This window comes from Bacillus sp. N3378-2at (genome assembly GCF_033412715.1).
Classification (GTDB): domain Bacteria; phylum Bacillota; class Bacilli; order Bacillales; family Bacillaceae; genus Bacillus; species Bacillus subtilis.
Genome location: NZ_CP117986.1, coordinates 3,461,627 through 3,482,723, shown reverse-complemented (window position 1 = coordinate 3,482,723; position 21,097 = coordinate 3,461,627). Strand labels below are relative to the sequence as shown.

Genomic DNA, 21,097 nt, shown 5'->3' with positions numbered 1-21,097 from the left:
TTCGTTAAATATAAAAAGACACCGCAATTAAGCGATGCCTTATGTTCACGCCCCTGTTGAAGGAGCCGTATTTGCAGCGTCAGCCGTTTCGTCACCAAGAATGTAAAGGTCGCCGTTTCCTAGAGTGTCCGGATAAGCTACGAAAGTAAGGTTCGCAATCCTTTCGTTATCGGAATCGTAGGTATATTCGAGATCGGTCATAGCGCCCGCAAGTGGAATCGTGATCCAATCGTTCGCAGTAGCCTCCGGATCAATCGGCTTAATAACGAGCTTTTTCGCGTCTTTAAGCATGTCATGGCCGGCCTTCCCACTTACCACGAGTTTTTTCTTCGTAGGGTCTGCGCCGTCAACGACGAGGGTACTATTAGGGATTGCTGCGCTAAGTTTATCGAGATCATATAGCGCGAAAGGTACCGTAACCTCTGCTGTTCCACCTTTTGTTGTCGACTTAACAACGGAATCCCCGTACTGATCTACCGTGGTGTCTTGCTTCGACATTTGTGCCTTAAAGTTGATACCGCCCTTAGTGATATCAAATACCACCATGTCCGCGCCTTCGCCGTACTCTACGATAGCCGGGCCAATCGGAACATTAATCGTTCTAATTCCTGCCATTTGTTTTCCTCCTTATTTTTCGCAATAAAAAAGCGCCCGATTAAGGGCGCACAACGCAATCAAAATTTAACGAATATTGAGGTCGATCATTGTCGTCATAACCTATAAATAACGGTTCCGAGTTTGTCGCGCGTATGATAACTACCGAATCATTTCCGATAGTGACTTCGCGTAAATTACACAAGGCACCATATAACTCATACGCCTTATCCTCGCAGGCAGCATCACCGGCGGCTTTACCACGTACAAGAATTTGAAAAGACGGCTGCTTCTTGCCGGTCCACTGTGACGGAGGAAAGCCTCCGGTCAATTTAACCGAGATACATTCGTCAACTGCTTCACGCGGAAAACGGTTCGGGTAATAAACGCCGTCAACTCGCGCTTCTATAAACGAGATTAATTCGAGTATCTTCAACGCATTACAACGCCCCTTTCACTGCGTTTGCTATGTTATCGATGTACTTTTGTGCCTCACCTTTTAATGGGCGCTCCAGGTACTTATTGCCGACTGAATATCCGTCCGCCCCTCCGGCAGCAGCCGAGGTAGGACCGAGATTATAATCGGCTTCGTGTGTCCATACGGCATAATTGAAGCCTTTGTCCTTTGCTGAAAACGAGACTTCACCGATAATGCTTTTTCGCTTAAGTGTTACCTTCTTTTTCATCCCTCGACGCAACGTTCCCTTATCGATCGGAGCTATGTTTTGCGCAATCCTTGCGAGATCATCGACGTTGTCGTACATTGCGGTCTTTGCTGCCTGTGTTACGTTTGATTCTTCTTCGGTAAGCCGATGGAGAAAGTCGCCCGCATCAAGTGTAAAACTCATAGGATGACCTCCGTAAGAATTGGCTTTCCTCCGATATTTCTGCGAACATTAATTTCTTTCGGCTTCCGCTGGACAGTTTCGCCTAACTCGTTAGTGAATGATAGAACGTCCTGGTATTTCACGTCAGCCAGCTTATCGATAAGAATACGCGCAGTTGATACGACTTCCTCGCCTTTAACTACGCCCGACGTCCGTGAGGATACGATGTTGGAACCCTCGTCTATCCGACATTTCAATTCGAATTTTTTCGGCACTTTCGGGTTTCCCCATCTATCCAACTCTGACGAACTATCGCGACTTACGTGTACGATCTGACGCATAGGAATGATCGGCATCTACATCACCGTCCATTTTGCTCTACGGCCGCCAAGCTTTACTCCGTTTGCTTCTCCGATAAGGTCGTACGTCTTTTTGGGAATAAGCGCCTCATCATCTGCACGTAAGGTTTCTTTATAGGTAAACGAGCCGACACCCGTAATAGAAAACGATGCGATACCGTGCTTGTTTAAACGGTTTGTATCGTTATAAGCCGTTGCCAAAACGTTGGCGAACTCGTACACCGCATCATCCGGGATAACGTAATCGTTATCGAGATATTTTCGTTTGAGTACGTCTTCAGCAACGTTAAGGATTCGGGTTCTTTTTTCGTCTTCATAATCGTTCCAATCTTCGTTATCTATAGTCATACGGTTTATATATTCGTTTGCAGCTTCTAAACTTAACGCCATTTCCGGCAGCCTCCTTTTTACTTGTCGGAGGATTTACGTGCGGGTTTCTTAGGCGCCTTAGCCTCCGGACTAATATCTTTGTATCCGAAATTATTTACGAGCTCGTTCCGTACTTCTTTCGACTCGACTTCAGCAACGCCGGAAGAAAAAGAAACGCCCGCAGTAATGCCGTTATAATGCTCGTTTGGGGCTTGGATTTTATATTTCATTATCTTTCCTCCTTAAAAGAATAGGGCGGACTATGCCGCCCCGTTAGTTACTGCGATTAGATTTTACGTTGTACACCTTTAAGACGAGCCGCAGATGAAGAGTTCTGAACAACTAATCCAGCGTAAAACTCGATACGTGTACGGTAAGCCGGTTTTTGTTGCAGCTCGCCTAGATCGTATACTTGAACGCCGCCGTTAGTGATACCCGCAACGCCGTCAGCTTCGTCAACGCGGAGCGCGTAGATAGATCCAGTGTCCGCAGAAGTTCCTTGAGTTTCATTAAATCCGAGAATTTCAGCGTTGTTTGTATCTTTGCCGATAGTACGGATAGGGACGCCACCATACATTAATACAGGACGGCCAAACGCGTCGTATCCGTCTGTTTCAAAGTATCCGTTTTCGGCTTGGATGAGGGCCTTTAAATTTCTTCGCATTTCCTTAGACATCAACAAAACATTAGGGCCGCCATCGACCGCGTCTAGTAACTCGTCAAGCATTGAGAGCGTTAAAGGATTACCATTCTCGCCGGCGTCTACAACCGTTGTAGTAAGTTTTTTCAGTCCGTCAAATCCGTTCGGGTTGGCTCCTACATCTCCGTCAATGAAGTTCTTTTCGAAGAACCGCGCAAATGCTTTTACTTTAAGAGATGTTTGTACCATTCGTTGGTCATTAATATTGCTTCTTGTTTGAGCGATAAATTTATCAACGTCTACGTCTCCACCGAGAATCGCTAAACGAGCGACTTGGTTGTTTACTGTTCCTGAGCTTTCTTTGTAAGCTTCATTTACTGCACGGAAATCGATACCAGGCAGTGCGCCTTCACGGTTATAAGAGAACGCGTTACCTTCCATTTCGATAAACGGTAAGATCTCCAATGCTGCTGAGTTCTGTGCGTACTCTGTAATAACACCCTTCTTCAGTGCGTCTTGGGTTAGTTTTGCTGATTCCACTAATGAGATTGCCATTTAAATAAACACTCCTTTGGTTTTATATGGGTTACTGGTTTTTCGCGTATCCTTTTCTGATTAGATCGCGTGGTGATAATTTGGATAGGTGTTCGCTTGTATCTGGCTGCGGGTTACTTGGTTTTCCTAACGGCGTCTTAGCTTTAGGGGCAAATAGCCCTTTTTCTTCAGCTTTTACAACCCAATCTAGCCGCTGCTCGATAGGGCCGTCGCTAGGGATAAGATCATGAAACTCTTCCGGGATGCCCGTAATTTTGGAATCAAATAGCTTGGTTAGCGTTCCTTCTAGGGCGTCCTTTCGCGCTTCGACTTCGGCATACTTTTCTAAAGCCGAGCTGTCCGCCTTTGTCTTGTCTTCTAACGCAGCTAATTGAGCTTTTAAATCCTCATAGTCTGCATACTTCTTCTTCTCGCGATCAACCCGTTCAGTTACGATTCTGTTAAGCTCTTCCTGGGTGAACGTTTTTTCTGCCGGCGGTGTTTCCTCTGATCCTGCGGCCGCTGTAGGTTCAGTGGGTTCGCTTGCTGCGGGTTCTGTCGGCTCCGAGAAAAACTGAAGACTGTTCAATCGAAGAAGTTTTGATTCGCTCATACTCGTCCTCCAACCGTTTTAAGGCCGTCGCCTATTAAATAAGCACCGTTTCGTTTAACGTCTTAACGTTCGGACGATATAAAAAAGCGCCCAATATAGGCGCTCTTAAGGATTTCTTATAGGTGAAAAAACGTGCTTGCATCGGGGGTGAAATATCTCGCCAGTCGCTTTCAGACTTTCATAGGTCGGATAGTTGCCTGGCGCATCTTCCGTCAGCTTAATAATTTGACCTTCGTGATTACGGCAAAGATCCGTTGCCCCGTGCGATGATATCTGCGCGTAATAAACACCGCGCCCTACCGCCTCATTCGTATTTGCTTCGCGATAAGTTTCCATCATCTTTGTTCGAACTACCATTTCCGAATAAACTTCAGGTTTCCAGCGCCTTCCTCGCGCGTCAATGATGCCAGTTGTAACCGAGTTTTGAAGTGCTTTTCTGACATCTTCGGTTATGCTTCGCCGCCCGTTAGTACCGCGCGCCATGTTATACCGCATCGAATCAGATACGGCTTTTCTAACGGCTGCGCGTGTCTTTCGGTCAACGTTCTGCGTAACGGCCAAAAGGTCCGCTTGTGTATCTGCTACCGCCGCGGCCACCATCGCGTCATTTACTTCGTTAAAAGCTACGATCTTTTGGGCTTCTGAAACGCTCGCAGCAACTTCGAGAGATAGTAACGTATTTACTATTCCGTCTTTTGCTGCTTTCGGGACGTTTTCTTTGACCCATGTGGCAGACTCTTTGTTTAATTCGCTTAGAATTTCGCTGATCGATTTAAGGGTCGCCGTCGCGTTTGCTCTCTGAAAGTTACTGACGTCTACTCGGTCGAGCTCGGCTAAGATATCCCGTATCGCACTCTGATAAAGGGCAGCCAATTGATCCGTTTGATAATCGTAATTGGGTTCGGGAACTTGCGGCATTATTCGTCATCTACTTTCGGGACTTCTTCGGGATATTTTGCTTTGTCGTGATCTTCCGTCTGCTCGTCTGTGGAGGTGCCCGGATCTTCAGCCTCTCCATTGAATATAGACGAGTCTACAAAACCGTTTGCTGATTTCTCGTCGTCTTCAATACGGCGAATAGTTTCGTCAGCTTTTTCGTCATCGACATCGTCTTGCATCTTAATCGCAGTTCTGACGTCGATTGTCGGCTTGCCTCCGGTACGTATTTGCATGATCTCCGCAAGTTCTTTCGCACTCTTAGGTAGACCGTCGCTCCAAACCGCTTTAGGATATACTGCCTCTGCGACTTTCAGGTCACCGAGTTGTTTATCGAATAACATACACGTCCATAACGCATCTCTGATCGCTTTGTCATAGTGGGTACGGATTCGCTTAACTTTCGAAAGAATCGGCATAAATCGGGCCTCTATTGCTGCGCCGTCTGTATGTGATGTTCCGGTCCCGGCGCCGCTTTCTCCGGAAACTGTAGTTCCGAACAGCCATTGCGGCGTCTCTGCCATTTGGAAAACGTTACTGAATAAAATATCGAGTTCTTTAAAAGCCGCGTCTAATTGACCGTTCCACGTCATATAACCGGGGGTTGCATCCTCTTTCGTAACTGGAATATATCTGCCGCCGAACTGGATAGAATCGCCATCGCCTTCTAAGTCTGGACCGAATGCAACGGGATCGCTATGCTTATATAAGATATAGTCGATCTGAACAAGCCGATCATTTATCGCGGACAACACAGTTTCAAGCTTTTCTATGACGCCGATCCCAAAGAGCGAGTCATCTACGCTCTTATATGGTGCGTGAAATACAGGAATATGAGTTAGGCCGGTTTCTTCGTACTCCGTCTCTACTCCGTCAGGGATTAATTCGCCAATTCTAAATACCTGGATAGGTGTTCCGGTAGAATTATCGTAACCATTCTCGTAAAGACGGTACTTCGAGTAGAAGATATATCCCGGTATATGCCTTTCGACAAGTAAGTAAGGAATTTCAGTGGTTTCAGTCTCCACCCATTGAACTTGCGCGATATTCAGTGCTTTTAGTGTTTTCACGTTGCCGTCTGACGTTTCCGGAAAAACAAAATTTGCGTTAACGTGCTCAATAATCGGCTCCATTTCAACGCCCGGCGGCGCATCTCCATCGATCAAGCCTAACTTCTTAACTTCGGAAAAGTCTTGTCGATAACCGTAGCGAACTTTAAACCACGCATCGCCTCTATACCCGTTAGACACTGTACTTTCATGGATTAACTGATTAACGTCATTTTCTTCAACGTACTTGTTAAGCGCTTTTTGTTCTTCGCTTGTATCCGGCTTACCCGTCTCAAATCTAACGGGCTCTCCTACGAGTAGATCGGCCGGCTTTGTAACAAGGATATCCGCCAAGTTAATCGCGATATAAAGCTTTTCAAGCTGATCCGCATGAGGTGTTCCTTTAAGAACGTGCGTGGCTCTTTCGTATAGATCCCTTTGCTTCCCATCGAAGAACTTTTTTGCTCGTTTATATTTCGCCAGACGCTCAATTGAGTCTGCGGGCGGGAACTGCGCTCCTTCTCGAATAATGCCGTACGTTTTAACGTGCAGGCATTCGTCTGGATCATGGCCGCGATGTTTAAACCAATCTAAAACGCCCATTACGCTATTCCTCCTTTTCGCCCAATATCTCGCCTAATTCTGCGATTTCCTTCTCGATATCCGCGTTACTGCTCGGTTCGGTCGGACCCGCGGTTGTCTGAACTTTCTCCGTAAGTAGTCCGTAACGCTTCATAAACAAGTCGATCGCTTTAACTGATGGCTGTTTGCCGTTGATTAGTTTTAAAAGCTGCCCGTAAACACCTGCGCGATGAGATGAAAGCATATCGTCAGCTAGTAGGTTCATATATTCGATAAATGTCGCGTTTTGATGCCGCCATCTATAAGTCGTGATCCTGTCGACGCCGACTTCCTTTGCTATTTCCTCCTGGCTCTTTTTCTCACCGGAAGCTGCCGCGATTACGTCATTCTCGACAAGTAGCTGCGCCGCCTTTCTCTGCTGAACAGTAAGCTTTGATTCCAGTTCCTTTAGTCTTGACATGTAGTTATCGCCTCCTTTATAGCCAACTCGGTTTCATCCGAATTGGGCTTTTTGTGTGTTTCGAAATAGATACCGCCATTTCTAACGCATCCGGTAGATCATCGTTCCACCTCGAACCGTATCGTTCTAATTGCTCTAATAAAAGCGCATGTCCACGGTTAAAAACGATTGTTCCGTTTTCTATTTCCGGCAAAAGTGCCTCGATACGGAGCTCTTTGCGCGACCTTTGTACTATCTTCTTAACGCGTGAATGCGCCGGATATCCTTCGATCTGCAGCTCGCGCCTTAATGTATCGATAAAAAACTCCTGCGCCATCTGTGCCTCGGCCGCTATCTTAGTCGGCTGATACTTCCGAACTTTGTCGGCTATTACACGCAAGAAAACGTCCGGATGCACTCGGTCGCCCCACGCGTCGACCACGTATATCTTGCCGGTTGCTTTGTGTTTCCCGATAGTAACTATTGCCGAGTAATCTCCGCGTTCCTTACCCATAGCGAAGTCGATTCCGCTATAAAAGTCGTACTTGTCCTCGGTGAAATCAATTCCGTCGTAATAATAAAAAGACTCCGGTTTGAATACCTGAGAGTCTTCGTCGATTGGATTATTCATAAATTCGGTATTGAATGCTTTAGTCCCGTAGTTTACTTTTTCGAGCATTAAATGCGTTATAGGGAATCGGGCCGGCCAAAGAACCTCGGCGCCCTCGTCCATTGCCTCTCGGTTTGCTTCGTAAAAATCAAGCGCTGCTCGGGCGTTTGGTGTTGGCATTTCTTCCTCTGCCGTCTCCATTTCCGCGAGCTCTTCGTCCGTTGGTTCATACTCCTTGTAAATGCGCTCAAATTCCGCCCATAAATCTCCGCGCTTAGGCATCGAAACGATTGCGGGGAACTTGTTTTTTATGAAGTCACGACGCTCATTTAGAACGTAATTTAAAAGGGAATCGTGATGCACTAGCGTTCCCATAAAGATAACGGCAGTCTGTGTCGGATCGTAAGCCGGCATTAGGTCTTGGTTTAGCCAGTCTTTCGCCTTTTGGCGTAGCTCCGGCGTGTTATTCGAGTCTCGCGATTCCAAGTCATCAAGAATTATCAGATCCGGGCGCTGTGATCCGTTACGGAATCCGCGAATCTGCGTACCGAGTGACGTGGCTTCCATCTTGATTCCATTCGTAGTCAAAAACGCCTCTTCGCTATCCTTTTCGTTCCGTGTCTTTTGCTCATGTAGCAGAACGCCAAAGTCTTCGCGCAGCTTAATATTGTACTTTAACTGATTGGCGACCCACTTAATGAATTTCTTGGAACCCGCATTTGTCTCCGAAATTATTAAGATCATTTTTCTTTTGCGATAAGCTATTTCGTGGACTGGAAAGGAGTTTGATAGGTATGCGCTCTTTGCGTGCCCCCGACTCGCCGCCCAAGCGATTCGCGCTGTCCGGTTAGTATTAGAAACCGTATCGAGGATACGAGATAACTTAACGTGGAAATCCGGCGCTTGTTCCATATCGACCGTAGCAGTCGGAACTAAGTTGTCCGGATTTCCAGGATTCCTCGCCTCGGAGAAATATTCGTAAAAGAAATAGAGCATATCCACTTCCGCGCGATGTACTCGTTTTAATTTAATGAGTTCGTCTTTGTCTTTTCGAAAAGTATCGATATGATGATCGGTAGCTTTTCCAGCTTCGATGAGCGCAACCAATTTCCGCACACGATCGGTAATTAAATCTATTCGCTTTTGGCGCTCTTCTCGGCCAAGCCATTGATCGTTAATGTACGCCATTGGCTGCCTCCTTTTTTCATTTGACATAATTGAACAATTTCGATATCATGAATTTAACATATTGAAAACGGAGTGATATTCAGATGAACGAAGTCCAACCAATTAGAGAAAAACGCCAAATAAACGCAATAAAAAAAGCCCTTCGTGGGCGTGATCTTTTGCTATTTACAATCGGTATTAACTCCGGACTACGTATTTCCGATATTCTCGCGCTAAAGGTCGGTGATATTCGCGGTAAGGACTTCGTTACGATTACGGAAGGTAAAACGAAGAAGTCAAAACGATTCTTTTTCAACACCGCGATCAAAAAAGCCGCTGCCGAATTGATTCCGGCCGAAGCTGCTGACGACGACTGGCTGTTTCCTTCACGAAAGGGTTCGAAAGCCATTACCCGGGTACGTGCTTATGGCATTCTAAACGAAGCAGTTGAACGTGCCGGCCTTTCGGAAAAGCTTGGTACGATCGGCTGCCATTCTTTACGTAAGACCTTCGGATATCATGCGTATAAGAATGGCACTGACCTTTCGCTTTTACAATCGATCTTCAATCACTCGAAGCAGTCAGTCACGCTTCGTTATATCGGTATTAACCAGGACCGAATCGATGAAGTATACGCGAATGTTAACCTTTAAGCATCGGGGCTTTTCGCCTGCGGTGCTTTTTATTTGCTGTAGCCTTGGCACAAAAGTTCTCTCGTTAGATCGGCTGAATCGAAATCACTTAGGAACCGCACCTGTTCCTCCCGCAACTCAGCCAACGCCTTGGTCGCCGCCTTCGCTTCGCGCTGAAGCGCTTTGAGACCAGTTATGGCTTCGGATACCTCTACGTTTACTTTTACGTTAATTTCGTCTGATACGCGTTTGTCCGCCATTCACATCGTCTCCTTTTCGTTATTTAAAGCGCGCTTCAACGTGAAACCCGCTTTTACAGGGGCGACAGGGATCGAACCTGCCCACGCGGTTTTGGAGACCGCATCGCCGCCGAGGAACATGCGCCCCTATTTGCCACACCGACCGGGGTCCGCATTGTTAAGAGGCGTGTCGGTGGGTGCGCTAGCGTTACCGGAAGGCTCGGAAGCACATTCCGGCTGATCAGTAAAACGCAAGCACAAAAAGACCGCCGCCGTGTTGGCGGAAGCCTCGTTCTGATGGCGTTTGGTAGCCGACTGCTTTATATCTATCCGCAGTCAGGACGGGTATAGCGTCTTTATTATTTTAGCGTCCCTAAGACGAGGGAATGCGGAGCTACCTACCGCAGATATACCATACGAGAGGAGGCGCTGACCGTTCGTCTACACCTAGCGTTTCAAGTGACACGTGTAAACCGTTCTTTACTGCGCTATATTCGTGTATCTCCGCAATTCTCGCGATTCTGATACTCGCATCAATACCGGTACATCCGTGATATGCTAATCGGCCAAGCGCTTCGATTATGTCTTCGTCAGACCAGGCGCAATTAGACGCTTTTAAATGCGCTAAAGAACGTTGTATCGTTTCAAACGTTATAGGATATAGTGTTTCGATCCGGAGCATCAGTGCGATAATATCCTCGGTCATATTACGCACCTCCTTTCGAGAATTAGCGCTTCTAGCCGTCGCCCTACCGAATACCCTCCGGCTGGATTAAAACGGCTGTGACGTTTTAATTTCGTGACAGAATCGTTATGTTAAGCCGCCATAATAACAAGACTCGTAATATTCGTCCCAACATCGTTCGCACATATGACGATCGTTAATATCATCGTATTCTACTTCGCAATCTTTTTCGCAAACGTCGCATTTATGGGGCAACGCCTACGCCTCCGTTTATCATTTCGTAATCGATTCGATGATTTCGAAGCTCGTCGTTCTACTTACCATGTCGTATATGGAGGGTCTTCCGCAATTTACAGTGATCTTTATCGCGCCGTCTCCTTCGAGCATCTCCGCGAACCTTTCCGTTAATAGCGCCTTCTGGTCGTCTGTCAGCCGTTGAACCTGAATGAACAACGCGATCACCTCCGTTTAGTTGACGCCCCGAGTTCGAAAAAATGTGCGGCAGTTTTATTCGCCTGATTTCCGGGGCATTTTGGGGCGGCTTGGGGGGGCTCGGCCTTTTTCAAATTCGGATTTTTGCAAATGAATACTTTATTCGTATTATTGAATAATGAATTTAACAGAAGTAAATTGAGTTACATTCGAATTGATTGACGATCGTTGGTATACCGGCGTTCCTCCTCGTTAACACAACGCAATCAATCGTATGTCATTTATACATTCGAGAAACCGCGCTAGATCAACGGGTGCTGGCTATGCCGTATGCCGCCTATGATGTATAAGGTATTGCATATACCGGTAGGCAACCGGACCAGCCCCGTGAGTTTCGAAAGGGTTCGTCCGCGCCGGGCCCGTGCTTGATTTACGGTTACACTTCGTTACCAATCTCGCCTAGGTTGTACCGAGTTCCTACATATATAAGTAGCGTCACCTATTCGTATGCAACACGTTAGGCATATCGTGTGGTATCACGCAGTCTCATCATAAAGAAAGGCGCCAGTATTTGCGGCTGATGCCTCGGTATTATTTCCGTAAGTGGCAGCCCTTCTTTACGATAGCCTTCTTCATAACGTATAGACAGCTAAAGCCCGATAATGTGCATATCGGTTCTCATAACGTAAGACAGCATATCGACACATTGTGTGCATATACCCTTTCATAATACATAGATAACTATTCGGGTATATTGTGCATTTATAAGTATTATTTCTTAATATAAAAGAATAGCGCCCACTCCGTCGCTTTCGCTCCTTCGTGTACGCAGATATTTATATATTAAGTTCTTTATCGCGATAAGGTACTTAACTACTTACACATCCTTTATAACTAATATCTGCGATGTCAAAGGCGTAAGCATTTGGCTCGCTATTATTTGTTTCTCTTTTACTAATTGCTCTTTTACGTCTTTCTCTTTTTACAATGTGTCCTGCGCACATCATCCGTAGTGTGTCCTGTACACATCACCGTTAATGTGTCCTGCGCACATGAAGCGTCATATCAACGTTTGCGCCGTCTCATCCGGTACACATCGAAGTCCGGCACGATCTTCTCACCGTCTTCATTAACGATATATCCATCGTCAGTTATGTGCGGACAGAACGACGGAAAGTACCACTTAAAGCGCTTCGTCCCTTCGTAGTGTCCGGTCGTCCGTATAATCCCGTTCGTCTCTAAGATCGCGGCCAGCAGATTGATTCGGTGCTTTTCAATCCGCAATCGTTGCTGGATAGTTTCATAATTTAAGAAGCAAGCGCCGAACCTGTCGTTGATGGTGCCGTCACTGCGCGTATAGTTACCGTCAATATACGACTGCAGCAGAAAGTAAAACGCCACCACATCGCGTATCTCCGGCTTACGTTTGTATTCGGCATAAGCTACGTCATAGGCTTCGTTAATCAAGCGCGGAAAGACTTTCCGCATGAGCTCGCGGTTGTAAACCTCGAAGCCCTGCGGATTATCTAAGAGCGCGGCTTTGTCATTCGGCATTGGCTTGCGCTGTTCCTGTTCGCCTCCACCACCAAACGCTAGTACGTTACTCATTCGCGCACCTCCTCGATTGATACGATATTCTGTAGAGCTTGAACAATGATCGGTGTGCTGTCGTAGCCGGCGCCTAGGTGCTCTGACATGATACTGCAGGCGAGCATAGATTTCGCGATTTGTTTATTGGGTGCTGTAACCGTTTCTTCCCTTTCGCCTGTTGCCGTCCCATACCCGGTAAATTCGGGCATTGGGAACGCATAGATATCGTAAGGGTCGGCGAGCTTAAATAACGGCTTTATCGCCGGTTTATAGACAATTTTGTAAGTTTTCATAGACTTTCAATCATCTCCTTAAGTTGTTCAATGTAATTCTCCGCATCACAGTCATAGATTGAAACACCTACGTTCTCCATAAACTCTGTCCACTCAGTATCTGCTCCAGAGACTATAAACGCCATATCAGATACTACTGATTCACATGAAAAGGCGTCGAACTCAACTGATTGCGGAAGATGCCCATCCAACTCCTGTAACAAATTGATCAGCTTTCGCAGGGTCTGGAAGTTTGTTTCAAAAAGGGAGGATAAGTCCGCTGATTCGAACACTCGAACCGCAGTGTTCTGGCAGGATTTATTGTCGCCCAGACACTCCATAAGGCTTTTCTCACCTTGCTTTTCCACCCCGAGCGCCAAAATGATCTCATCATCGATGCGTTTGAGCTTTTCAACTTCGCAACCGTGCTCCAGTAGCATCCGGAGTGCATTGTAATAGCGACTTAGCTCGTCCAGGAACTTGTCTACAATAACCGACCTATGCATCGCTTCTTCGACACTCGGAACGTTCTCCCAATCGCCATTTACTGCGGCTTCAAGCGCATCAATCATAACGTCATAGCTTACATTGCCGCACTCCACTTCGTATAAGAGGTCGTAAATGATTTCCGGAGGCCCCTCTACGCCAAACAGTGCCTCATCCAGTAAAAAGGTACGCCCCTCCGTCAGATCGATGGTTGCGTTTCTACCGAACACCTTCTCGAAATCATGCTCCTTTTTATAATCGTTGCGACGTCCGTCCAAGATAACAGTAATAAGATTGCGTTCGATTTCAGTAAACTTTTTCATTAAAAATTCCCCCTGTTTTTTGAGTTTTATAGTTTAAATCGTCGAGTGCGGCAGGTACACTCCCGGTTTGATTCAATTAACGCAGTAGCCTTCGCCTCTATCCGCCCAATATGCGTAAATTTCTGCGATTTTATCTACGGCAGCAGTTACGTGTTTTGATACAACGCTTCTCTCGATACCCATTTCGGCGGCGGCTTCCCTTTGTGTAAGATCCTCGATATAGATTAACGTTAAAGCTCGTTTTTGAAGCGCTGTGAGCGTCGCGGCGTCTATCGCATCATCTAAGTCTAGGAGGATATCTGAAGCCGCGTAATCGCCATTTATTCGGCTATAACAGAGCTTGTGGTAATCACGCAATAGAGAGCGGATACCCTCGGAATCATTCAGTTTATAGTCCGCTTCATATTTGCGGTGTTGGTCCGGTCTGTTTGTCGCTGAACCCATTGCGTCCCCTCCCGTTTTCATGTTAAGATATTATTGGATCTTTTTAGCGTTTTTCCTTAAGTCAAAATCAAAAACTCTTTCCCCACCCTTTAGCCCTCAGCTCTGACCTTAACCGGACAATAATCGTTTGTATATGGTATTGAGTAAATGCATAATCCAAACGTTTTTCTTTCGCATAAGGCAGTTTACAGTAGGTGTACGCAAACTTCTTCGCCAAACCTTCGATTTTATCGGGCCTAATACGACTCAGGCTACTAATGTCTGCGGTTCTCCTTACATACTCGCGAAGTTTACCGTATAAGTCCTCGCCGTCCCACAACGCTATGTCTGATTTAACTACCAACCTTTTGTTCGTACAATACAACGCCACCTCATTTCCTTTGTTATCTGCAATACTTCGAAGAGGGTGTTTCTTTTTGCAAAAATGACAGTATTCAGATTTCGCACTCATTGACTTACCTCCGTTTTTATAAATTCTTTCAGACTGTCATGCCTCATTTTGTAGTTTAGAAGGCTATCTGAAATGGGGACTTTTTGAATTAGTTTATGTTCTGTTCTTTTTGATACCGGACGCTTGTTACGTTCAATCGCACTTACTGTCTTTCTGCTTATCCCTAATAAGTTCGCAAATTCCTCCTGCGTCATATTTTGATGCCTTCTTATTAATTCGAATAACTCATTGGTAATGATGATCAAAACCTCCCTTATTGTTCCGTCTTGTGACAGAAGTCTACAAAAATTAATAACTCCCTCTATCTTTTTGCGACATCTGAATAAATCTTTTTCTACTAGATAATACCCGCGACTTTTCTAAACCGCACAATTAAGCGAAAAATTCTTCCGTCATTATAAGTTGCGTATCTACTTCCGGATTGGCACCGATTTTTCGTTCTTCAAAAGTAAAGCCCCATCGATATATATATATATCTGATTTTACGACACCTGAAGTAGTACAACCGATAATATGCACATCAAATAAATGTCGCGCAAATTTACCTCCTCATATATAACTGCGAGGTTAGGTATCGGATTGGCACACTTTTTCTTGTTTTTGTCCCTACACTTATATAATGGGTAGGCTACCTTAGATTTTACGACATCCTAATTTTTACCAAAAACCTCGTATACCCTACCACAAGTGGGACAGACGCTTCAAAAAAATTTTCACCTCTCATATATAACTGCGTATACACTTCCGGATTGGCACAATCTTTTCATAAATAACTGCAAGGTCACTTTCCAAAACGGACACCTTTTCGCAAAATTTCTTCCCTCACTTATAGATGCGTATGTACTTCGGAAAATGGACAAAAAATTAAGCCGGCGTTTAACCGGCTTTAACTTCGCAATCTCCGTCAATTAACCTTTCCGGAACGTCCTGGACGGTTCCCGACCGCCCCTCGATCTTATAACTCTGTTTTTCGCGCTGCCAGTCGATTACCTTACCGATCATCGCTTCAGATGAGAGCCAAGTCAGTCCGCCAGTTTTAACGCCCCAATATCGCACGGTTTCGCCTGCTTTATACACAACTTTCGCCTCCCGTGAAAAACAATCGCATGAACTGCGCGACGCTCATATCGGCTATTTCGCGACCGTCAAGCTTTGCTAAGGCCTCCGTCGTCTTGGCGAACTCGAATACGAATGCTTCCGGGTGCGCATCGTCATATAAGTGGTAGCCGTCTTTCTTTCGCGTTAGGCCGTCAGTGTCGTAAAACGCAAACCTGCCGCCGCCCAGCGCATCAAATGCGCACAATGCTACCGTATCTGCCGCGATGAGATAGGCGTCGTATGTTTCTTTATATGGGAAATCTGTCGATCCGTGTCGAACTACCCGTACTTTTTCTGCTTTGAATGGGCTCATGCTGGCTGCGCCTCCCTTCGCGCTTTTCCCGCAAGGAATAACATCAGATCAACCGCAGACATGGCCGCAACCTCTTCCAGCGTAGGAATGACGCCACTTTCCGGCACCGTGTACGCCACATCTTCGTGAACTTCCGAGAACCATCCGATTTCCGGTCCGTTTAAACCTTCATACAGTGAGTAAAGAAACGACTAAATGCTCGTTATCTTCTCCGTTTGTCATAATGAGTACGTACCCATTTCCGATATTAATTGCGTCAATTTCTTCTTCAAAACGCTTTCCGTCCTCAACCAACCAAAGATGATTCACTTTTACTTTCTCCATTTCGTTTCCCCCTCGAATTTTAGTTCCGTCCGCAATCTTAGATATAAGGTACAAGAGCACGCTCTATTTCAGTCCGTTCTTTTCTAAGTGCTGATCTATCTTCGTGCAGTCGCTTATTATCTGCGCAAAGCTCCGCTAAACGGCTGTTTAACGCCGCAGCCTCGTCGGTACTCGCGTCAATTAATCCGAAACGCACTTTAGCTATTTCGTAACTATTTTCGTGAAAAGCGAGTTCAGCTTCGCACCATTTGCGGTGGATCTCGTCTCTTTTCGCGATCAGAGTCTTTTTAGTCGACTCCTTAAGCGATTGGCAAACCTCTTCCGATAAGTTGTGCGGTGACTGTAGCGCGTAATCAATGGGGAAAACGTCCAGTACGGTGCCGTTCTCTGCGATTACAAGGCGCACTCTTTCGTTATAGTTGTCGTAAACGGCTTGGCTACCGCTTGTTGATTCGAGTAACCAAACGAATGAAGACCCTTGTGCATATTTAATTAATGCGTTCGGTGCCTGCGCATTTGTAAGACCAAGACGAACTACCGCGTTTTTTACTGCTGATCGAGAAACGTTATATTTATTCATTATCGAACCCTCCGAAGTTGTTGTTTTGAGCGTCGGAATCCTCTTTCCAAACCGCCCATGCCATGCAGCCTAAGATAAACACTACGATTACTGCGGATATTTGAAATATCCATCCGAAATCGACTGGCATATCATTGACCTCCATTCAATTTTCCGAAGGTGTTCGTATACTGTTCGCCTTGTAAAATCCGTTGGCAACGGATAAAATACAAAATAAGTAACTAAACCTTCGGGTTATTTTTTGGTTGCTTGAAAAATGCTGTTATGTGAGAGTAACAGCAGACGGCAAATACGATTACTCCGCCAAGAGTGTAGATATCGTACTTGCATATCTTCTAACTGATTTTGATCGGGTCGTCCTGCGCCAACAGGGCGGCCTTTTTGTTTTACTACGTTCGCCAAAACGTTTTTTAAATTATGAGTACGCCCGCCAATTTTTATCAGCGGGCAGTGTTTGTTTCTACGCCCCTGGGCTTATCTCGGCCACTTTAAATTCAGACTTCGCCTCTTGCGTTGATGCCTGATCATTTTTGTTAAGATACCCGAGCGATATTAATACGGCTCCAATGGCTAAAACAGCTAACAACTTCTTCTTCAAAATTAAACTCCACCTTTTCATTTAGATTTATCGACTTAAGTGCCTCTACTTGCGCTGAGTCGACTCCAAAACACGCAAGGTCATCGGCTATTAAATTAGCAAACAAGAAATTCTTTCGACTAAAAAAGTATTTATAACCCTCATAGAGTTTTGACAGTGAGTTCTCTAACCGATATTCAAAATACTTTATGAAATCCGAATCACTTTTAAATTGCATTCTCTCCGCAAAACCTGCCACACCTTTAATGGACGCCCCTTCTTTTACTTCATAGTACAGGCGTGCTAGTTCTAAGTGCATTCTGGATTCTTCAATCAAATCAGAACGTTCTATCTCCTTCATCAGTTCGTAACTACGTTCTAAACTCTTTAAACAAACCTCCTTATCTCTACCCAAGTACGTCATCCCAATACAATAATAACCATCCGACATAGTTTTGCTGCTGATATTACTGTAAAGTAGAATTTTCGCAAATTTGCGTGAAGCTTCAAAATTATTAAAATGCAAGTGGACCGGCATTAACACTTCCGCCAACCGGTATATATAGCATTGTCTGAAAAAAGCGCTTCTGTCTTGACCTATGTTTTGTATTTCTTTTTCGATTACATTTGCCATCTGAAGAATGCCTAGAAAGTCCTTTTGGTAATAGAGTAAATAACATTTGTAGATATCCACTATAATCGCGAGGTTTTTATCCTTCGAAATTCGAACCTGCTTAAGCAAATCGTACAAGTCTAAGAAAGCAATCTCCTTCTTCATAAATTTATAAATTAAGCTGTAAATCCCATAGTACGCACTCAATGAATAGTCGCCTTCTGCATTGTCTAACAAGTCACCCAAAAGTGCGATATCTCTTTTTATTGCTGCGTATTCAAAGGCGTGTTTTATACCTTCAGTGGTGGTAAGTAAGTGACACCATTTAGTCATTTTTTCATGATAATCCGCGCCGTTACAGACTTGGGCGATTTTGAGCATAGTTATAAAACCTATAGTTCCACGATTTTTTATTTCATAAATACTACGCGCAGAAACTCCGGCCATGTGGGCAACCTCTTTGTAACTTAAATCGCTGTCTTCAATCAAGTTCAGAATTTCATCAGATAAACTTTTCAACCTTTTCCCCTTCTTCCTCGAAATGATTGTACATCCAGAAACGAATAGAAAAACTGACGGCAATAGGTTATAATTTCCTCGTAAAGCCCGATATATAGCTTTGCGGAGGTGTTTAGACCGGTGAAGTATCGACGTGGGAAATGTCTACTTCGTGACCTACTCCGTAAACGCGGGCTAACCCAAACCGACATCGTTGACCGAACCGGGTACGATAAGAGCATCGTATCTAAGTATGTCAACGGTAGTCGTCGGATGGGATTCGATACCGCGAAAACCATTGCTGTCGCTATCAATTCGACGATAGACGACTTGTACGAATGGATTCCGGAGGATTAAGTAGGTCGCTGACGGGGTGAACATCGCCCGTCATCCGGTAAGTTGTACATTTGTTCAACTTTAGCTTATCATTCGTTAAAAACCGTACAGACGTTCCCGTTTTATACTACTATGATAACTGATTATTACGAATATTACAGTCGATTTATGTCGAAAGTCACAAAAATTTTAGAGGCAATTGTTTACAAATTTGTCGAATCGCTACGATACTGCCTTCTTCTGAGCTTTTCTTTCGGCAACCGCAAGCATGAATTCAAGAACCGACATACTTGCGAGCTTTTCGATCGGTACATCAGAGAGCCACCCATCGTCGTATACATCGTGTAAGACGTTATCATTGTCTCCGATCTCCCATGCGCCAGGATTGCCGGCCATTTCGTAAAGCATAATACCGCAGCCTTCTTCATACCCAATCGCCAAGTTACCGCCAACGTGAACGAGCTGTTTATCCTTCCGCAAGTCCTCACCTTCTCCTGCGTAGTCATATATAACGTACTCAGCCGGAATAAGGCTGCTTTGTTTAATAACGTTTGTCATAATGGATCATCCTTTCGTTTTGTGACGTCCGACGACTGCGCTGCCGCCGAACGCCGGTTTGTTTTTCATCGGGACAGCAACTTCCACACGATCAACCCGCAATATACGACCGCGGTGCCTATTCCGATGAAGTCTAAAACAGAAAGTGCTGCGAAATTCATGTTCGCGATCCAGAAGCAAAGGGCAACGATTAGAAAAATTTCGATTGTATTAATCTTTTTCATATGTGGTATAATTGATTGAACAGCCAGGGCTTTCGCCCCGTCTTAGTCACTTGCGACGTTGCTTCTTGGAGGGAGAGCGTCGCTTTTTGCTTTTCGTCTCTTTTCGCATCTTGTTAAGTTCTAACAAGAGTTTGAAAATGGTTAGCCATGATGCGGCGATAACGGAAAGCTTTGTTATTAGTTCAATCAATCTCCTGTCCTCCTTTCGTTAATCAAACAAATTGTTCGACTTATTAAACATAGTATATCGCACCTGCAGCCCCTCTGTCAATAACTTTATCGAACAAAATGTTTAATATATCGAATATTTTTTTCGGGTTATTTGTGATATAATAGGACAAAACATATTTGCGGAGTGATACATATGGCTAGAAAAGAAAAAATCGTAAACCTAAAACCTACATACCATCCGTTAGAAGTCACACTTGCTAAACGGAAGAAGAATAAAACAGACCTTAGAAATGACTTAGGCATATCCTCGTCAACATTAGCGAAGATGACCGCCGGTGAGTTTGTTGCCTTGAAAGTGATCGCGCAAATATGCGAATACTTAGACTGTCCGATCGAAGAGGTAGTCCAGTTCGAACGCCGTGACTGACCGAGCCTCCACACAACACCTCTCTACGCTGATATAATTGGCATAGGGAGGTGTTTTTAATGGCAAACATAAAATGTGCAGCTTGCGGATTCGAAGAAGGCGAGCGAAGCTTTGTCCCAATTGCGGCAGATAAGGACTACGTTTTTCTTGTGAAAAGTAGAGGATTGAACTCGACAACTCGCGATAGAACCCCGTCTAAACTAGTTATGTGTCCGGATTGCAAAACGGTCCGCATTCGATAAATTACTGGCGCTGAACAATCAGCGTCTTTTTTATGCTTCTAAATCGTCAAATCGCGCAGCATACAAACGGTCGAGCATCCGATCCAGCACACCGCTATAGTAACCGGCAAGATTGCGTATAGCTTTCCTTTTAGTCGCGATAAATGTCTGTCGTACAGCTTCCAGTCCGATTTCTTGAAGCGTATCGGCAGCATAAACGCCTTTTAAATACGACGTATGCGCTAAATAAATGCCGTAAAGCTTGTTCGTTAACTTGCGGTCACTAATAAACGTATTGACTGCCGATTTAAACGCGCTATACGTATTACGTAGTAACTTTAATTTGCTTTGAGAAATAACAGCTTCGTCTTTCCGTTTCGATACTTCCGCCTTTGTCTCTGTTGGCTTTTCGGCGTCTTGGCGGGGTAACACGGACGGGGTAACATCGGCTTTAACCGCTGGCAGGATAACGTACATATTGGCGCCGTTGCCGCCGGATACTGGCCGATACTTTATTTCTTTGCGGATAATGCCGAGATTAATTAGTCGTTTAATGGAGCGAATAACGGTAACGCGGTGCTTGCCGATTAGTTCTGCGATCGTTGCGAGCTTCAGATACGCCACGCCCGGCGTTTTGACGGCATGACGAGACAACACCTTTAGAACCTCGATTGCGGCAGGCGTTAGGTCGGATTTATTGCGGTATATGTGCGTACGGATGGCGCCGTTAAGCTCGTCCACTGAACGGAATGACGCCATTTTAGAGGCTTCTTTCGTGTACATTCGGTTTCTCTCCTCGATAAGAGACACCTGTCCGACGGAAATTTTGGCGCACTTAAATAAACGTAGACAAGTACGCTTTTTTCCGATATAATAGACGTAGG

34 protein-coding genes and 1 tRNA gene are annotated in these 21,097 nt (G+C 45.2%); 4 read left to right on the top strand and 31 right to left on the bottom strand.

The window, feature by feature from the left end:
• Positions 1-45 precede the first annotated feature (45 nt).
• From PUN35_RS18625 to terL, 12 genes are all read right to left on the bottom strand, one after another.
• Positions 46-615, bottom strand: a complete 570-nt coding sequence (locus PUN35_RS18625; protein ID WP_033880949.1) for a hypothetical protein — start codon at positions 613-615, stop codon at positions 46-48.
• A 40-nt stretch (positions 616-655) separates the two neighbouring features.
• Entirely contained in the window at positions 656-1,030 is a 375-nt protein-coding gene (locus PUN35_RS18620) for a minor capsid protein (RefSeq protein ID WP_033880952.1), read from the bottom strand.
• Between the two features lie 4 nt (positions 1,031-1,034).
• Entirely contained in the window at positions 1,035-1,442 is a 408-nt protein-coding gene (locus tag PUN35_RS18615; protein ID WP_033880954.1) for a hypothetical protein, read from the bottom strand.
• On the bottom strand, positions 1,439-1,696 hold the full coding sequence (locus PUN35_RS18610; protein WP_225910698.1) for a hypothetical protein: 258 nt from the start codon (positions 1,694-1,696) through the stop codon (positions 1,439-1,441). Before PUN35_RS18610 ends, PUN35_RS18615 begins: the two co-directional genes overlap by 4 nt.
• Before the next feature lie 81 nt (positions 1,697-1,777).
• Positions 1,778-2,170 (bottom strand): hypothetical protein, encoded by a 393-nt coding sequence (locus tag PUN35_RS18605; RefSeq protein ID WP_031601003.1) that lies wholly within the window; start codon positions 2,168-2,170, stop codon positions 1,778-1,780.
• Positions 2,171-2,187: 17 nt separating this feature from the next.
• Positions 2,188-2,379: a hypothetical protein gene (locus PUN35_RS18600; protein WP_033880957.1), complete on the bottom strand. Its 192-nt coding sequence runs from the start codon at positions 2,377-2,379 to the stop codon at positions 2,188-2,190.
• A gap of 56 nt (positions 2,380-2,435) precedes the next feature.
• Complete coding sequence (locus PUN35_RS18595) at positions 2,436-3,344, bottom strand: major capsid protein (protein ID WP_031601004.1); 909 nt, start codon at positions 3,342-3,344, stop codon at positions 2,436-2,438.
• Between the two features lie 31 nt (positions 3,345-3,375).
• The gene (locus PUN35_RS18590) at positions 3,376-3,936 is read right to left on the bottom strand and encodes a hypothetical protein (RefSeq protein ID WP_031601005.1); all 561 of its coding nucleotides are present in this window, start codon (positions 3,934-3,936) and stop codon (positions 3,376-3,378) included.
• Between the two features lie 105 nt (positions 3,937-4,041).
• Entirely contained in the window at positions 4,042-4,854 is an 813-nt protein-coding gene (locus tag PUN35_RS18585) for a phage minor capsid protein (protein WP_017695234.1), read from the bottom strand.
• Entirely contained in the window at positions 4,854-6,524 is a 1,671-nt protein-coding gene (locus PUN35_RS18580) for a phage portal protein (RefSeq protein WP_031601006.1), read from the bottom strand. Before PUN35_RS18580 ends, PUN35_RS18585 begins: the two co-directional genes overlap by 1 nt.
• A gap of 4 nt (positions 6,525-6,528) precedes the next feature.
• A complete protein-coding gene (locus PUN35_RS18575) occupies positions 6,529-6,963 on the bottom strand; it encodes a phBC6A51 family helix-turn-helix protein (protein WP_031601007.1) in 435 nt (144 codons plus the stop codon).
• Positions 6,964-6,979: 16 nt separating this feature from the next.
• Positions 6,980-8,740 (bottom strand): phage terminase large subunit, encoded by a 1,761-nt coding sequence (gene terL / locus PUN35_RS18570; RefSeq protein ID WP_033880959.1) that lies wholly within the window; start codon positions 8,738-8,740, stop codon positions 6,980-6,982.
• Between the two features lie 83 nt (positions 8,741-8,823).
• Here terL and PUN35_RS18565 point away from each other — a divergent pair, with 83 nt between their 5' ends.
• The gene (locus PUN35_RS18565) at positions 8,824-9,372 is read left to right on the top strand and encodes a site-specific integrase (protein ID WP_033880961.1); all 549 of its coding nucleotides are present in this window, start codon (positions 8,824-8,826) and stop codon (positions 9,370-9,372) included.
• A gap of 29 nt (positions 9,373-9,401) precedes the next feature.
• Here PUN35_RS18565 and PUN35_RS18560 read toward each other — a convergent pair whose 3' ends face one another.
• From PUN35_RS18560 to PUN35_RS18480, 17 genes are all read right to left on the bottom strand, one after another.
• Positions 9,402-9,611 (bottom strand): hypothetical protein, encoded by a 210-nt coding sequence (locus PUN35_RS18560; RefSeq protein WP_031601009.1) that lies wholly within the window; start codon positions 9,609-9,611, stop codon positions 9,402-9,404.
• A gap of 56 nt (positions 9,612-9,667) precedes the next feature.
• Positions 9,668-9,739, bottom strand: a tRNA-Trp gene (locus tag PUN35_RS18555).
• Between the two features lie 245 nt (positions 9,740-9,984).
• Positions 9,985-10,296, bottom strand: a complete 312-nt coding sequence (locus PUN35_RS18550) for a hypothetical protein (RefSeq protein WP_049832644.1) — start codon at positions 10,294-10,296, stop codon at positions 9,985-9,987.
• Between the two features lie 252 nt (positions 10,297-10,548).
• A complete protein-coding gene (locus PUN35_RS18545) occupies positions 10,549-10,728 on the bottom strand; it encodes a hypothetical protein (protein ID WP_033880962.1) in 180 nt (59 codons plus the stop codon).
• Between the two features lie 1,044 nt (positions 10,729-11,772).
• The gene (locus PUN35_RS18540) at positions 11,773-12,315 is read right to left on the bottom strand and encodes a hypothetical protein (protein ID WP_031601012.1); all 543 of its coding nucleotides are present in this window, start codon (positions 12,313-12,315) and stop codon (positions 11,773-11,775) included.
• Entirely contained in the window at positions 12,312-12,590 is a 279-nt protein-coding gene (locus PUN35_RS18535; RefSeq protein ID WP_031601013.1) for a hypothetical protein, read from the bottom strand. The genes PUN35_RS18540 and PUN35_RS18535 overlap by 4 nt, the downstream gene beginning before the upstream one ends.
• Entirely contained in the window at positions 12,587-13,378 is a 792-nt protein-coding gene (locus PUN35_RS18530) for a hypothetical protein (protein ID WP_031601014.1), read from the bottom strand. The genes PUN35_RS18535 and PUN35_RS18530 overlap by 4 nt, the downstream gene beginning before the upstream one ends.
• 72 nt (positions 13,379-13,450) lie before the next feature.
• Complete coding sequence (locus tag PUN35_RS18525) at positions 13,451-13,822, bottom strand: sigma factor-like helix-turn-helix DNA-binding protein (protein ID WP_033880965.1); 372 nt, start codon at positions 13,820-13,822, stop codon at positions 13,451-13,453.
• A gap of 67 nt (positions 13,823-13,889) precedes the next feature.
• Entirely contained in the window at positions 13,890-14,273 is a 384-nt protein-coding gene (locus PUN35_RS18520; RefSeq protein ID WP_033880966.1) for a hypothetical protein, read from the bottom strand.
• Positions 14,270-14,467: a helix-turn-helix transcriptional regulator gene (locus tag PUN35_RS18515; RefSeq protein WP_049832645.1), complete on the bottom strand. Its 198-nt coding sequence runs from the start codon at positions 14,465-14,467 to the stop codon at positions 14,270-14,272. The genes PUN35_RS18520 and PUN35_RS18515 overlap by 4 nt, the downstream gene beginning before the upstream one ends.
• Before the next feature lie 682 nt (positions 14,468-15,149).
• A complete protein-coding gene (locus PUN35_RS18510) occupies positions 15,150-15,329 on the bottom strand; it encodes a hypothetical protein (protein WP_206697824.1) in 180 nt (59 codons plus the stop codon).
• Positions 15,330-15,342: 13 nt separating this feature from the next.
• On the bottom strand, positions 15,343-15,684 hold the full coding sequence (locus PUN35_RS18505) for a hypothetical protein (RefSeq protein WP_033880970.1): 342 nt from the start codon (positions 15,682-15,684) through the stop codon (positions 15,343-15,345).
• The gene (locus PUN35_RS18500; RefSeq protein WP_031601015.1) at positions 15,681-15,803 is read right to left on the bottom strand and encodes a hypothetical protein; all 123 of its coding nucleotides are present in this window, start codon (positions 15,801-15,803) and stop codon (positions 15,681-15,683) included. The genes PUN35_RS18505 and PUN35_RS18500 overlap by 4 nt, the downstream gene beginning before the upstream one ends.
• Positions 15,804-15,852: 49 nt before the next feature.
• Entirely contained in the window at positions 15,853-16,008 is a 156-nt protein-coding gene (locus tag PUN35_RS18495; RefSeq protein ID WP_031601016.1) for a hypothetical protein, read from the bottom strand.
• 37 nt (positions 16,009-16,045) lie between these two features.
• A complete protein-coding gene (locus PUN35_RS18490) occupies positions 16,046-16,588 on the bottom strand; it encodes a hypothetical protein (protein ID WP_041516557.1) in 543 nt (180 codons plus the stop codon).
• Positions 16,581-16,718: a hypothetical protein gene (locus tag PUN35_RS18485; RefSeq protein WP_014480745.1), complete on the bottom strand. Its 138-nt coding sequence runs from the start codon at positions 16,716-16,718 to the stop codon at positions 16,581-16,583. Before PUN35_RS18485 ends, PUN35_RS18490 begins: the two co-directional genes overlap by 8 nt.
• A gap of 403 nt (positions 16,719-17,121) precedes the next feature.
• The gene (locus tag PUN35_RS18480; RefSeq protein ID WP_014480746.1) at positions 17,122-18,297 is read right to left on the bottom strand and encodes an AimR family lysis-lysogeny pheromone receptor; all 1,176 of its coding nucleotides are present in this window, start codon (positions 18,295-18,297) and stop codon (positions 17,122-17,124) included.
• Positions 18,298-18,405: 108 nt separating this feature from the next.
• On the opposite strand from PUN35_RS18480, the gene PUN35_RS18475 reads away from it, so the two are divergent.
• Positions 18,406-18,633, top strand: coding sequence for a helix-turn-helix domain-containing protein (locus tag PUN35_RS18475; RefSeq protein WP_306306790.1), 228 nt, complete (start codon positions 18,406-18,408; stop codon positions 18,631-18,633).
• 201 nt (positions 18,634-18,834) lie between these two features.
• On the opposite strand, the gene PUN35_RS18470 is transcribed toward PUN35_RS18475, so the two are convergent.
• Positions 18,835-19,170, bottom strand: a complete 336-nt coding sequence (locus PUN35_RS18470) for a hypothetical protein (protein ID WP_031601018.1) — start codon at positions 19,168-19,170, stop codon at positions 18,835-18,837.
• Positions 19,171-19,758: 588 nt separating this feature from the next.
• Here PUN35_RS18470 and PUN35_RS18465 point away from each other — a divergent pair.
• Entirely contained in the window at positions 19,759-19,992 is a 234-nt protein-coding gene (locus PUN35_RS18465; RefSeq protein WP_033881293.1) for a helix-turn-helix domain-containing protein, read from the top strand.
• A gap of 59 nt (positions 19,993-20,051) precedes the next feature.
• Positions 20,052-20,234 carry a hypothetical protein gene (locus PUN35_RS18460; RefSeq protein WP_033881294.1) on the top strand — a complete coding sequence of 61 codons (183 nt, stop codon included), beginning with the start codon at positions 20,052-20,054 and terminating at the stop codon, positions 20,232-20,234.
• Positions 20,235-20,264: 30 nt separating this feature from the next.
• Here the strand turns inward: PUN35_RS18460 and PUN35_RS18455 are convergent, their stop codons facing one another.
• A complete protein-coding gene (locus tag PUN35_RS18455) occupies positions 20,265-20,996 on the bottom strand; it encodes a helix-turn-helix domain-containing protein (RefSeq protein ID WP_041516560.1) in 732 nt (243 codons plus the stop codon).
• Positions 20,997-21,097 lie beyond the last annotated feature (101 nt).